At 71.8% G+C, this 12,904-nt stretch carries 12 protein-coding genes and 1 pseudogene; 8 read left to right on the forward strand and 5 right to left on the reverse strand.

Annotated elements, in window-relative coordinates; translation table 11 throughout:
• Nucleotides 1-1,179: a YncE family protein gene (locus A3CQ_RS0135630; protein ID WP_084699374.1), complete on the reverse strand. Its 1,179-nt coding sequence runs from the start codon at nucleotides 1,177-1,179 to the stop codon at nucleotides 1-3.
• On the reverse strand, nucleotides 1,176-1,922 hold the full coding sequence (locus tag A3CQ_RS0135635; RefSeq protein WP_020515738.1) for a polysaccharide deacetylase family protein: 747 nt from the start codon (nucleotides 1,920-1,922) through the stop codon (nucleotides 1,176-1,178). The genes A3CQ_RS0135630 and A3CQ_RS0135635 overlap by 4 nt, the downstream gene beginning before the upstream one ends.
• Nucleotides 1,923-2,008: 86 nt before the next feature.
• On the opposite strand from A3CQ_RS0135635, the gene A3CQ_RS61825 reads away from it, so the two are divergent.
• From A3CQ_RS61825 to A3CQ_RS0135665, 6 genes are read left to right on the forward strand one after another with little or no spacing between them, the layout of a single operon-like run.
• Entirely contained in the window at nucleotides 2,009-3,361 is a 1,353-nt protein-coding gene (locus A3CQ_RS61825) for an FAD-binding protein (protein ID WP_040433656.1), read from the forward strand.
• Nucleotides 3,354-4,133, forward strand: a complete 780-nt coding sequence (locus A3CQ_RS0135645) for an SDR family NAD(P)-dependent oxidoreductase (RefSeq protein WP_020515740.1) — start codon at nucleotides 3,354-3,356, stop codon at nucleotides 4,131-4,133. The genes A3CQ_RS61825 and A3CQ_RS0135645 overlap by 8 nt, the downstream gene beginning before the upstream one ends.
• Nucleotides 4,130-4,825: an HAD-IB family hydrolase gene (locus A3CQ_RS55230; protein ID WP_020515741.1), complete on the forward strand. Its 696-nt coding sequence runs from the start codon at nucleotides 4,130-4,132 to the stop codon at nucleotides 4,823-4,825. Before A3CQ_RS0135645 ends, A3CQ_RS55230 begins: the two co-directional genes overlap by 4 nt.
• On the forward strand, nucleotides 4,822-5,985 hold the full coding sequence (locus tag A3CQ_RS58020; RefSeq protein WP_020515742.1) for a phosphodiester glycosidase family protein: 1,164 nt from the start codon (nucleotides 4,822-4,824) through the stop codon (nucleotides 5,983-5,985). The genes A3CQ_RS55230 and A3CQ_RS58020 overlap by 4 nt, the downstream gene beginning before the upstream one ends.
• Nucleotide 5,986: 1 nt before the next feature.
• On the forward strand, nucleotides 5,987-6,853 hold the full coding sequence (locus tag A3CQ_RS55240) for a decaprenyl-phosphate phosphoribosyltransferase (RefSeq protein WP_020515743.1): 867 nt from the start codon (nucleotides 5,987-5,989) through the stop codon (nucleotides 6,851-6,853).
• A gap of 10 nt (nucleotides 6,854-6,863) precedes the next feature.
• Entirely contained in the window at nucleotides 6,864-7,541 is a 678-nt protein-coding gene (locus tag A3CQ_RS0135665; protein ID WP_020515744.1) for a response regulator transcription factor, read from the forward strand.
• Here A3CQ_RS0135665 and A3CQ_RS0135670 read toward each other — a convergent pair.
• Nucleotides 7,514-8,884 (reverse strand): sensor histidine kinase, encoded by a 1,371-nt coding sequence (locus A3CQ_RS0135670; protein ID WP_026206573.1) that lies wholly within the window; start codon nucleotides 8,882-8,884, stop codon nucleotides 7,514-7,516. The genes A3CQ_RS0135665 and A3CQ_RS0135670 overlap by 28 nt on opposite strands.
• A gap of 46 nt (nucleotides 8,885-8,930) precedes the next feature.
• Nucleotides 8,931-10,169 (reverse strand): COG4705 family protein, encoded by a 1,239-nt coding sequence (locus A3CQ_RS0135675; RefSeq protein ID WP_020515746.1) that lies wholly within the window; start codon nucleotides 10,167-10,169, stop codon nucleotides 8,931-8,933.
• A gap of 175 nt (nucleotides 10,170-10,344) precedes the next feature.
• On the opposite strand from A3CQ_RS0135675, the gene A3CQ_RS0135680 reads away from it, so the two are divergent.
• Together A3CQ_RS0135680 and A3CQ_RS55245 are read left to right on the forward strand one after the other, a co-directional pair.
• Entirely contained in the window at nucleotides 10,345-11,118 is a 774-nt protein-coding gene (locus A3CQ_RS0135680; protein ID WP_020515747.1) for a COG4705 family protein, read from the forward strand.
• A 24-nt stretch (nucleotides 11,119-11,142) separates the two neighbouring features.
• Nucleotides 11,143-11,886: a COG4705 family protein gene (locus A3CQ_RS55245; protein ID WP_020515748.1), complete on the forward strand. Its 744-nt coding sequence runs from the start codon at nucleotides 11,143-11,145 to the stop codon at nucleotides 11,884-11,886.
• Here A3CQ_RS55245 and A3CQ_RS55250 read toward each other — a convergent pair.
• Nucleotides 11,883-12,869: pseudogene (locus tag A3CQ_RS55250) on the reverse strand (IS481 family transposase). The gene A3CQ_RS55245 and the pseudogene A3CQ_RS55250 overlap by 4 nt on opposite strands.
• Nucleotides 12,870-12,904 lie beyond the last annotated feature (35 nt).

The following is a 12,904-nucleotide window of genomic DNA, read 5'->3' on the forward strand; positions in this document are numbered from 1 at the left end:
TCAGCGGAGGATGCCGGTGTGCCCCAGCGAGTAACGGCCGGGCTGGGGCCAGACGCAGAGCCCGTGGGGTTCGGATCCGACCGGGATACGGGCGATCAGCCGGCCCGTGGTGGTGTCGATGGCGTAGACCTCACGGTCGTAGCGGCCGGAGAGCCACAGGATGCGGCCGTCGGCCGAGACGCCGCCCATGTCCGGGCTGGCATGGCCGGGCAGCCGCCAGGTGGACACCACCCGGCCGGTACGGAAGTCGAGGACGGACACGCTGCCCGCGCCCCGGTTGGAGACGTAGAGGTAGCGGGAGTCGCGACTGGGATACAGGCCGTGGGCGCCGTCGCCGGTGGGCACGAATGTGCGGACCGCCGGCCGGTCGCCGTCGACGACCCACAGGCCGCTGGTCTGCATGTCGGCGACGTACCAGGTACGCCCGTCCGGCGAGATCTTGATGTCCTGCGGCATGGCGTGCCCGGGCAGGTGCAGCCGCCCGACGACGCGTTGCGCCGCGGTGTCGACCTTGACCAGGTCGCCGGAGAACTCGCAGGTGGCGATGAAGTATCGGCCGTCGGCCGAGAAGTCGGCGTGGTTGACGCCGTCGCAGCCCACCGGGAGCACGTGCCGGGGCGCCATGGTGTGCGGGTCGCTGAAGACGATCGCCCGGCGCGACTCGGCCATCACCATCGCGAACCGGCCGTCGGGGGTGAAGTAGAGGTTGTACGGGTCGTCGACCGGAACCGGCCGGCCGAATCGGGCGGTGACCGGGTCGATCGGGATGAGCGTGTTGCCGGCGTTGTCGTTGACCCACAGCGTGCGCAGATCCCACGACGGCACCACGTGCTGCGGGCCGTGCCCGGCAGGAACGGTCCGCACCACTTTGTACGTTCGCGGATCGATCACGGACACGGTGTCGCTGCCGAAGTTCGGCACGTAGACCAGCGGCCGGGCGCGCGCCGCGGCCGGCGCGAGGTGCCCGGGGCGGTCGGCGGCGTAGACGTCCCCCGGGTCGATCGGCGGCGGCATTCCCGGCAGCAGCGCCGTGCCGGCCGGCACGGGCCCGGCCGTGGGCAGGGAGCCGCGGGGCTGGGCCGGAGCCGGTCCCGGTGTACAACCGGCGAGCAGGATCAGGGTGGTCGCGGTCGTGGACCGGAAAAGCGCCCGGCGAAGCGCTGCGGGTGGGCGAGTCATGCGAACAGCTCCGAGGCCGTGACCGGGCGAAGACCACGCGCGCGCAGGCCGGCGAGGACCGGGGCGATCGCCGCCACGGTTCCTTGGTGGCCACAGTGCAGGCTCACGATCGACCCCGGGCGGACGGCGGCGAGCGTGGCGGAGACGATCGCCGGCGAGCCGGGGTCGGTGAAGTCGCGCGGGTCCACGTCGTACGACAGGCAGGTCGGATAGCCGGCCTTGCGCGCCGCGGCTTTGATCATCGCGGTGGCGAACTGGGTCTGTGACGGACGGAACCAGCGGCCGGGGGAGCCGGCCACCGCATGGATCGCTTGCGCGCAGGCGACGATCTCGGCGTACGCAAGCGTGGGTTTCATGTTTTTGATGTCCCCGTGGTGCTGGGTGTGGTTGCCCAGCTCGTGGCCATCGGCGAGGACGCGGCGGCCGAGGGCGAGGTTCGAGGCCAGCCAGGTGCCGACGGCCAGCACCGTGACCCGGGCGCCGCCACGCTTCAGCTCGTCGAGCAGGTCGGTGATCAGCCGGGGATCGCCCTGGCCGTGGAAGGTCAGAGCGACCTGTGGACGGTCGCGTGGTCCGTGCCGGACCTCGGCCGGGAGAGCGGGGGCCGGCGGCCCGGCCGGACCGATGGTGGGCGAGCCGGACGGCTCGGTCGCGGGCGCCGGGGATCGCGGGGCCGGCTCGCAGCCGGCGACGGCGCCGAGGGTCAGGGCGGTGACCGTGCGGAGGGCGTCACGACGTTGCATGCGGCGGACGGTAGGCGGGTGGCCATGAGAGAGGCCTGAAAGCTTCAGCCCCCGTTCAGGTGCGCGGTCGCATCGTGGGTCCCGTGGTGAACCGAGGACGACAGACCCTGATCGGCGGCTGGGGCCGGGCGACACAGAGCCGTGCCACCGAGCTGACACCGGGCACGGACGACGACTGGGCCGAGATCATTCGGTCGGCCGGATCGCGCGGCTTGATCGCGCGTGGCGGCGGTCGCTCCTACGGCGACGCGGCCCAGAACGCCGGCGGCCTGGTCGTGTCCACCCTGGCCGACGGGTCGATCGGAGACGTCGATCCGGCCGCCGCCACCGTCGAGGTCGGTGCCGGCGTCACGGTCGGTGAGCTCGTCCGCCACCTCGCGCCGGGCGGCTGGACGCTGCCGGTGGTGCCGGGCTCGTCCGGGGTCACCGTCGGTGGGGCGATCGCCGCCGACGTCCACGGCAAGAACCACCAGCGGCACGGCACGTTCGGGCGGCACGTCGCGACGATGACCGTGCTCACTCCGGCGTACGGGATGATCGAGATGAGTCCGACCGTCAACGCCGACGAATTCTGGGCCACGGTCGGCGGGCTCGGCCTGACCGGGATCATCCGCCGGGCCACGCTGCGGCTGATCCCCCTCGCCTCGTGGTGGGTGTCCACCGTCGACGAGGAGCAGCCGCGCCTGCAGCGGGTCCTCGAGCGGCTGCACGCGGCCGCGATGAGCAGCGAGCACGCCGTCGCCTGGGTCGATCCCGGCGGGGCCGGCGTGATCACCATGGCGACCACCGCCCGGCTCGGCGCCCTCACCCCGAGCCGGGCGGCCCGGCGCCACGTCACGCCGACGCTGCCGGGCCGGGGTATCGCCTGGCCGCCGCTGACCGCCGCCGCCAATGCCGCCCGCCGCGCGGCCGTCGTCCTTCGCCCGCGACACCTACGGCCCCTGCCCGACCTGCACTTCCCGCTCGACACACTCCCCGGGTGGCCCCGGCTGCACGGCCGGCGCGGGCTGATCCAGCACCATTTCACCGTCCCGTTCGGCGCCGAACATGTCCTCGCCGAGGCCCTGCGCGCCACCCGCGCGGCCGGCCACTCACCGTCGCTGGCGATCCTGAAGGTTTTCGGCGCCGCGAACTCGGCACCGCTGTCGTTCCCCGCGCCCGGCTGGAGCCTCGCGTTGGACTTCGCCGCCGATCCCGCCCTCGGCCCGGTGCTCGACCGGCTCGACGAGCGGATCGCCGCCGCGGGCGGCCGGGTCTACCTGGTCAAGGACAGCCGAGCGCACCCCGATGTGATCGCCGCCATGTACCCGGGCCTGGCCCGGTGGCGCGCCGTCCGGTCGACGCTCGACCCGGATCGGCTGCTCGTCTCGGACCTAGCCCGCCGGCTGCGCCTGGCCGACCAGCGCATCGCCGACCAGATCGGGGCGAGCCATGCGTGACGGACTGGGCCGCCCGCAGACCGTGCTGCTGCTCGGCGGCACCTCCCAGATCGGCCAGGCCATCGCCGACCAGCTCCTGCCCGACGGCGGCACGCTCATCCTCGCCGGCCGTGACCCGGCCGCGCTCGCCGCGGCGGCCGAGCGCCTGGCCCGGCCCCGGCGCCACGTCGCCACCCTGCATTACGACGCTCTGGCGCCGGCCGCCGCGACCGTCGACCTGCTCGCGGTCGCCGCCGCCCGGCACGGCGACCTCGACGTGGTGGTGCTCAGCGTCGGGGTGCTCGCCGACGAGGCGGCCCTGGCCGACACGGCCGCGGTCGAGCAGGCCATGCACACCAACCTGTTCGGGCCGATGCTCGCGGTACACGCCACCGCCGCCCGGCTGCGCGCGCAGGGGCACGGCACCCTGGTGGTCCTTTCCTCGGTCGCCGCCGTGCGCACCCGCGACGGGCTGCTCAGCTACGGCGTCGCCAAGGCCGCCCTGGACGTCTACGCCCGCCGCATCGGCGAGTCGCTGCGCGGGAGCGGTGCCCGCGTCCTGGTCGTGCGGCCCGGCCACGTGCGTACCCGGATGACCGCGGGTCTGCCCGAGCCTCCGTTCGCCACCAACGTCTCCGACGTCGCCGCGCGGGTACGCCGGGCCGTGGCCGGCCGGCCCGGCGTCACCTACGTCCCCGCCGTCCTCCGGCCGGTCATGACCGCGCTGCGCCTGCTGCCGGCCGCGGTCTACCGCCGCCTCGACCCGGCACAACGCAAAGGAGCCACCCCGTGAACAGCAACGTGCCACCGCTGACCGTCGTCGAGCCGCCGCAGGTCATGCCGGCGACCGGCTCCGGGACCGGTGAACCGCGCCGTGGTCGCCCCGCGGCCGTCTGGGATCTGGACGGAACCCTGACGCGCACCGACACGCTTCTGCCCTTCCTGCGCCGGGTCGCCGGGACGGCGGCGGTGGTCCGGGCGCTGGCGGTCGCGGCGACCCGCGAGCTGCCGCGGCACGGGCGACGCGATGCCGCCAAGGCGCTCGTGCTGCAGCAACTCCTCGGCGGACGCGAGCTCGGCCCGGTCGATCAGGTGGCCCGCGACTACGCCCTCCGGGTCCGGGATTCGCTGCGCGCCGACTCCATGCGGCTGTGGTCCTGGCACGGCGACAACGGCCACCGACTCGTGATCGCCTCGGCATCCCCGGGCCTCTACGTCCATCACCTCGGCCGGTTGCTCGGCGCCGACGAGGTGATCTGTACCGAGATGGCGGTCGTCAACGGGCGGCTGACCGGCGCGCTGCGCGGTGGCAACTGCCGGGGGCACGAGAAGGCTCGCCGGGTTCTCGAGCACCTCCGCGAGCAGCCGGCGAGTCAGGTCTGGGCGTACGCGAACGGCGCGGGAGACCGCCCGCTTCTGGAGATCGCCGATGTCGCCGTCCGGGTCACCACCTACCGCCACCTCACCCTCCGGGACGACCGATGAGCACGTCGATCCGGGCGACGCCGGGCGGCGTGGTGCGGCGGGGCCGCAAGCGCCGGGTCCGCACCGCGCGTCAGCGTCGCCTGCGCCGCGTGGTTGCCATCGCCGTCGCGCTGATCCTGATCGGACCCGCCATCTCGTACGGGCGCGCCCTCACCGCGCCGGGAAGCGCCACGTGGCAGATGCGGACGGTCGACTGGATCCGCCTCAAGCACGGCGGAGCGCTGGTCAATGCGATCGAGAACTGGTGGTACACCCGGCACAAGCCGGCGGCCGGCCCGCCCGACGCGGCCGCCCTCCCGCGAATCGGGTCCGGCCCGGCGAAGGTCATCGGCCCGGCCACCCTCCCGCGGCTGCCCGGGGTCGCCCTCCTGCCGGGCGAGTCGACGTGGTCGCCCGGCCGGACCGGCGCCTCCGGTCTTCCGCTGGTCTACACGGCCTTCCTGCGGCCCGATCCCGCCCACCTGAGCGTCGTGGCCGGCGTCGCCTGGATTCGCACCTCCGGCACCACGACCCACCTGGTGGCGGGTACGACCCAGCCGGGCGGCCCGGTCGGGCCGGACGCCGCCGCCGTGCCGACCGCGGACATCGGCAAACTGGTCGCCACCTTCAACTCGGGCTTCAAGATGCAGGACATCGCGGGCGGGTTCTACCTCGACGGGCGGACGGCCCGGCCGCTGGCCGCCGGACAGGCCTCATTGGTGATCGACAAAGACGGTGTGGCGACGGTCGGCGCCTGGGGCCGGGACGTGCGGATGACGGCCGGCGTCGTCGCCGTACGGCAGAATCTCGCCCTCGTCGTCGACCACGGGCGGCCGGTCGCCGGGCTGAGCACCAACGCCGACGGACGCTGGGGTTCGGCGCACAACCAGTACCAGTACACCTGGCGGTCGGGCGTGGGGATCGACGCGCACGGCAACCTGATCTATGTGGCCGGCGACAAGATGAACCTGGCCACGCTGGCCGCGGCGATGGCCGACGCCGGGGTGGTCCGGGGCATGCAGCTGGACATCCACTCGGGCATGGCGAGCTTTGCCTCGTGGGAGCCGCTGAGCGGCGCCAACGGCTCGGCTCCGACCAAGCTGCTGCCCCGGATGCCGCGCTCGGCCTACCGCTATCTGAACCCCGACCAGCGCGACTTCTTCTACGTGACGGCGAACTGAGATGGCGCTGCCGACTCTCGCGCCGCCGGTCTCGTCGCCGCTGCTGGTCACGGCCCGGCCCCGCCAGTGGATCAAGAACGTGCTCGTGTTCGCGGCGCCGTTGGCCGCCGGGGAGTTCGTCGAGCCGGCCAGCTTCGTGGCGCTGGCGTCGTTCACCCTGGCCTCGGCCGGCACGTATTTCCTCAACGACGCCGCCGATGTCGAGGCCGATCGGCGTCACCCGGTCAAGCGTCGCCGGCCGGTGGCGTCCGGGGCGATCTCGGTACGCACCGCCTGGCTGTGCGGCCTCGGGCTGATGGCGGCCGCCCTCGCGATCGCGCCGCTGGCCGGTCCCGGCCTGCTCGGCTGCGTCGCGGCCTACCTGGCGCTCACCTTCGCCTACAGCTGGCGGCTCAAGCGGATCGCGGTCGTCGACATCCTCGCGGTCGCCGGCGGGTTCCTGCTGCGCACCATCGGCGGGGCGGTTGCCACCGGCGTGCCCATGTCCAGCTGGTTCCTGCTCACCGCGCTGCTCGGGTCGCTCTTCCTGGTCACCGGCAAGCGGCTGGGCGAACTGCGGCGCGACCCCGGCGGGCGGGCGGTGCTTGCCGCGTACTCGCTGCCCTGGCTGCAGCAGACGCTGACCATGACCTTGACCGGGACCATCATCGCGTACGCCTGCTGGGCCTTTGAATTTTCCGGCGATGCCTCACTGCCGCTGCTGGCGCTGTCGCTCGTGCCGTTCCTGGCCGGGCTGATGCGCTACAGCCTGCTGGTGGCCCGCGGCGACGGCGAGGCGCCCGAGAACCTGCTGGTCTCGGACGGGTTCCTGCTGGTCAGCGGCGGTGCGTGGGCGGTCATGGCGACCGCGGCGATCTACTTCGGATAGGACGATCGGCGTGCGGGTCCTGCTGGTGGAAGACGAGGCGGCGCTGGCCGCGGTGGTACGCGACGCGCTGATGGGGGAGGGCTTCGCGGTCGACGTCGCGGCCACCGGCGACGACGGCCTGTGGGCCGCAACCGAGCATCCGTACGACGTGATCGTGCTCGACATCATGCTGCCGGGGCTCAACGGGTACGAGGTCTGCCGGCAGTTGCGCGGCCGGGAGGTGTGGACGCCGATCGTGATGCTGACCGCCAAGGACGGCGAGTACGACCTGGCGGACGCGCTCGACCTCGGCGCCGACGACTACCTCACCAAGCCGTTCTCCCTGGTGGTGCTGCTGGCCCGGCTGCGCGCGGTGGTCCGCCGGGGCAGTCCCGAACGGCCGGCCGTGCTCACCGCGGGCGACCTGAGCGTCGATCCGGCGAGTCGGCGGGTCAGCCGCGGCGGCCAGGAGATCTCGGTGACGAGCCGGGAGTTCGCGCTGCTCGAGTTCCTGATGCGGCACCGCGGCGAGGTGGTGTCCAAGAGCGCGATCATCGGCGGTGTGTGGGACTGGACCTTCGACGGCGACACCAACATCGTCGAGGTGTACGTCCGCTACCTGCGCCGAAAGATCGATCAGCCGTTCGGGCGGTCGGCGATCGAGACCGTCCGCGGTGCGGGCTACCGGTTGGCGGCCAACGGCGGGTGATCCGCGTCCGCTTTTGTCAGAGGGAGCAGGACGTGGAAGACGGCGCCGTCGCCGTCGTCGATCCGGACCTCGCCGCCGTGCCCGTCCACGATCTCGCGGGTGATCGGCAGGCCGAGACCCGACCCGCCGTCCTGCCGGGCCCGGCTGTCGTCGAGCCGCACGAACCGGTCGAAGACCCGCTCCCGGTCGCCCGGATCGATGCCGCTGCCGTCGTCGGCGACCACCAGATGCGCGCGATCGTCCGCCCAGACCGAGACGGTCACCGCCGATGTCGCGTGCCGGGCCGCGTTGTCCAGCAGATTGCGAAGGGCGCGCCGCAGCCGCGCGGCATCGCCGAACAGGCGCACCGGCTCGAGACGCACGCGAAGGTCCACCGCGGGGAACCGGGCCGTGAACCGGTCCCGCTCGGCGAGCACCAGGTCGTCCAGGTCGAGCTCGCGGTGCCGCAGCGCCAGCCCGTCCTCGTCCGAGCGGGCCAGCAGCAACAGATCCGCGACCAGGGTGCCGAGCCGCTCCGCCTCGCCCCGCAGCAGGGTGACCTGGGCCAGGCCGGTCCCGGTGGTGGCCCGGGCGGCCAGGTAGTCGAGGCCGACCTGGATGGTGGCCAGCGGACTGCGCAGCTCGTGCCCGGCGTCGGCGACGAACCGCCGCTGCGCGATGGCCGCCGACTCGAGCCGGTCCAGCATGGCGTTCATGGTCCGGGCCAGGGCCGCCACCTCGTCCCGGCCGCGCGGCAGCGGGACCCGGGCGTGCAGGTCCTGCGCCGTGATCGAGGCGACCCGCCGGCGGATGGCCTCGACGGGTCGCAGCGATCGCCCCACGAAGACGAAGGTCGCTAGCCCGACGACGAGCACCAGGACCGGCATGCCGGCCGCGAGGGCGCGGGTCTGCGCCCCGGTGTTGTCCCGAACCGGCTGCAGTGACTGCGCGACGACGACGGTTTGCGGACCGGCCTGAGTCTGAACACCGACCTCCCAGATCCGGTACGGGGAGTCGTCGCTCTCCGGCCACGGACGGGTCGATCTCGCGCTGTGGCCGACGGCGACGCCACTGCTCGCCAGCGGCGGCTTCGAGCCGACCGGGAACGACGAGGCGACTACGTTTCCCGCGCTGTCGAGCACCTGCACCAAGGTCATGTCGCCGCTCATGGTCTCGATCACGTCCGACGCCTCGTCGTCGCGGAGTCCGGCCGTGACCTCGGCGGCCCGCTGGCGAGCGGAGCTGTCGACGTTGTGGGTCAGGATCGACTCGGTCACCCGGACGAAACCGAAAGCGGCGAGGAGCCCGGCGACCGCGACCACCACCGCGGCCGCGATCGCCGTGCGCAACCGGACACCACCCATGCCGGGAAGGTAGGCCGCCGAACCTGACGGAGAGCTGAACGCGGGGTCAGACGCCGTCGAACTTGTTCAGCGTGGTGATCAAGGTGGCGAGAGTGGCCGAGCAGTCCGCCTGGCTGGGGCTTCCGGCTCGCAGGGCAGTGAGGGCGTCGTCGATCTGACCGTCGAGCTGGTGCCACTTGCCGGGGTCGCGGGGCTTGAGTCCGGCCTCGGCGTCATCCCAGGCCACTTCCAGGTCCTTGATCCGGGATTTGCCGCCGCCGAGATCGTTCTTGGCGACCCTGCCCTTGACGTCGGCCACGATCGTGGCGAAGGACGTCAGATCGCCCAGCCGCGTGGTCGGATGTGGCTTCCGGGCGGAAGCCGACCCGCCGGTCGTGCCGGCGGACTGCCCGGCGACGGGTGGCGCCTGCTCGGCGACGACGAAGGTGCTGTCGTCCGGGGTGGTGGACCGGGACGAGCTGAGCCCCAGTCCCACGGCGGCGACCACCGCCAGCCCGGCGCCCGCCCATGCGTAGTCCGCCCGGCGGCCGCCGGCGGGACCCATGCCCTTGACCGCGACCCCGTGCCGGTTGACCAGCAGCTGTTCGCGGGCCACCAACACGATGATCACCGCGAAGAACAGAATGCTCGTCAGGCTCGCCCCCAGCGCGAGACCACCGAACTCCTTCGACTGGGTGAGCAGGTCACCCATCGACGCCCCCAGCGGCCGGGTGAGCACGTAGGCGGCCCAGAAGGTCAGAACCTGACCGGCCCCGATCTTGTACGCGATCCAGACGGCCAGGATGAGCCCGCCGAAGATCAGCACGCCGTTCCGGAAGCCGAGGCTGAGCGCCTCGGTGGCGAGATCGCCGGCCGCGGTGCCGAGCGCGAACGTGGTGAGGATGGCGCCCCAGTAGAACGCCTCGCGGCGAGGGGTGTCGATCGACGTGATCGCGAGCGTGTGCTCCTGCCGGTGCCAGACGACGAAGACCACGGCGAGTACGACGGCGAAGACCGCGGTGCTGAGGTAGAGGCTGACGCCCAGCGTGTCGGTGAAGAAGTCGGTGATCTGGGTGCCCACGATGCTCACCAGCACCACGCACAGCCAGTAGATCCAGGGCGTGTATTTCCGGGTGCGGAATTGGACGACCAGCGCGGTGGCGAGCACGGCCGCCATTACCGCATCGGTGACGAGCGGCCCCAGGCCGACATTTACCGTCAGATAATCGGCGAAGGTCTCACCGATTGTCGTGGACAATACTTTGATGACCCAGAATGTCGCGGTGATCGCCGGAACTTTGGTCAACCAGACACGCGAGCGTTCTGCGGTGGCATAAGTCACCGACATTTTCTCTCCTTCAAAAGGTTATGACCGCCAACGATCAACTGGTCGTCCTTAAAATCCGCTGAAGCCCTCATTCGAGCGACATCCCGTGCCGTTTCAGCGTTTCTTCAGGAGCGGACCGAGAGGCTCTCCCGTCGTGACTGTCTTCGAACGGACGCGGCGTCCCCTCGACCCGGCGGCGCTCGCGGTGAAGGTGCCGCCGGTGACCGCCCTGTTCTGGATCATCAAGGTGCTGACCACCGGAATGGGGGAGACCGCCTCGGACTTCCTGGCCAGGACGATCGCGCCGGAGGTGGCGGTCGGCGCGGCCGGGCTGGTGCTGGCCGGGGCGCTGTTCCTGCAGATGCGGGCCGGCGCCTACTCGACCGTCCTCTACTGGTTCGCGGTCGTGATGGTCAGTGTGTTCGGGACGATGGCGGCCGACGTGCTGCACGTGGGGCTCGGCATCCCGTACGCCATCTCGACGACTTTCTTCGCGGTGGCCCTGATCGTGGTCCTCGGCGCCTGGTACGCCAGCGAGCGCACGCTGTCCATCCACACCGTCACCCGCGGCCGGCCGGAGTGCTTCTACTGGGCGACCGTGCTGGTCACCTTCGCGCTGGGCACGGCGGCCGGCGACCTGACCGCCACCACCTTCGGATGGGGCTATCTGGTCTCCGGGTTCGTGTTCGCGGCGGCGATCGCGGTGCCGGCGCTGGCGTTCCGGGCGCGGTGGCTCAACGCGGTGGCAGCGTTCTGGACCGCGTACGTGATCACGCGACCGCTCGGTGCGTCGTTCGCCGACTGGATGGGTGTCTCGGTCGCGCGCGGCGGTCTGGGCTGGGGGACCGGCCCGGTCACCGTGGCGTGGGCGGCCGTCATCGTGGCATTGATCGCCTACCTGTCTCTCCGGCGTTCAGCGGACTCTTAGCCGGCGCTTGCGACCGTGCTGGGCATGACCAGCACCTGGCCCGAGGATTCACAACGACCGTTCCGGCGGTACCTGAGCAAGGTCCCCGAGGTCACCGTTCTCTTCTGGCTCGTCAAGGTCCTGCTGGCTCCCGTGAGCGACACGATCGCCGACCGCTCGACCGGGCTGCTGGGTCTCGGCGTCACCACGATGCTGGTCGCCACGCCGCTCGCCGCCCTGCTGGTGGCTCAGCTCGCGATCAACCGGTACCTGCCCTGGCTGTACTGGGTGATCGTGCTGCTGGTCAGTGTGTTCGGCATCCTGGTCGCCGACAACCTGACCGAGATCTTCGACGTGACGCCCGCGGCGGTCACGATCGCGTTCGCCGTGCTGCTGGGCGCGGTCCTCGTGATCTGGTACGCGACCGAGCGGACGCTGTCGATCCACACCGTCGACAGCCCACGCCGCCAGGCGTTCTACTGGCTCGCTGTCCTGTTCGCCTTCACCTTCGGGGCGGACTTCTCTCCCAACGGCGCGGCCCCGGTCCTGGCGGCGGTCACTGCCGCAGTGTGGGCCGCCCACCGTTTCCTCCGGCTCAACGGCGCGGCGGCGTTCTGGATCGCGTACGCGCTCACCTACCCGCTCGGCGCCGCCGTGGCCGACGGCCTGGCCCAGCCGGTCGCCACCACCGCGGTGTCCCTCGTAGCGATCGTCCTCGTCGTCGCCTACCTGACCGTCAGCCATCGCGACGAACCATCGCTGGCCACCGACGCGAGCCGCCTGCGCTAGCTGTGATGTCCAGCCAGGTTGTTCAGCCGGGTGATGGGTGGGTTTTGCCGATGGCGGTGTGGGGCCGGTGGTGGTTGTAGTCGTGCAGGAATGCCGGTAGGGCGGCGGGCTTTCTCGGAGGGGTAGAACTTCGCGAAGGCCCAGCCGTCGGCGAGGGTGCGGTGGAATCGTTCGATCTTGCCGTTGGTTTGTGGCCGGTAGGGGCGGGTTTTCTTCACGGTGACGCCGAGTTCGGTGCAGGTGTCGGTCCAGAGCCGGGCGCGGTAGGCGGAGCCGTTGTCGGACAGTACCCGGCGGATGGTGACGCCGCGCTCAGCGAACCAGGCGACGGCGTTGGTCAGGACGCGGGTGGCGGTGGCGGCGGTTTCGTCGTCGTGGATTTCGGCGTAGGCGACCCGGGAGTGGTCGTCGATGACGGTGTGCACGAACGCGGTCCCGATCAGCGGGTTGTGGTGCTGGTTACGGGGTTTGTTCGGGGTGCCGGCTCGGTTCTTGCGGCCTTGTTGCCGGTCGAGGAAGCGCTAGCCGCCGCCGTCGGGCGCGTTGCCGAGTTTCTTGACGTCGACGTGCAGCAGGTCGCCGGGTTGTTCGTGTTCGTAGCGGCGGATCGGTTCGCCGGTGGCCCGGTCGAGGTGGCTGAGCCGGTTCGCTCGTTCGCGGACCAGGTCGGTGTGCACGGTGGAGGCGGCCAGGCCGAGCTGGGCGGCGATCGGGACCGGTCCCCAGCGTCGTTTACGGCGCAGGTGCAGGATCTTGCGGATCAGTGGTGCCGGGGTCCGGTTCGGCTGTGAGTGTGGCCGTGACGAGCGGTCGGCCATGCCCGCTTCGCCGTGTTCGCGGTAACGCTGCGCCCACTTGGACGCGGTGCGCCAGGACACGTCGTAGCGTTCGGCTGCTCGTGCGGGTGACCAGCCGTGGTCAACGATCAGGCGCGCCAGCCGCAATCGCGCCCGTGGAGTCAGCGCGGCGTTAGCGTGGGACATGAAGGCCTCCAGCCTGGTGAAAGTGGTTCCGTGAC

Source organism: Paractinoplanes globisporus DSM 43857 (assembly GCF_000379645.1).
Classification (GTDB): domain Bacteria; phylum Actinomycetota; class Actinomycetes; order Mycobacteriales; family Micromonosporaceae; genus Actinoplanes; species Actinoplanes globisporus.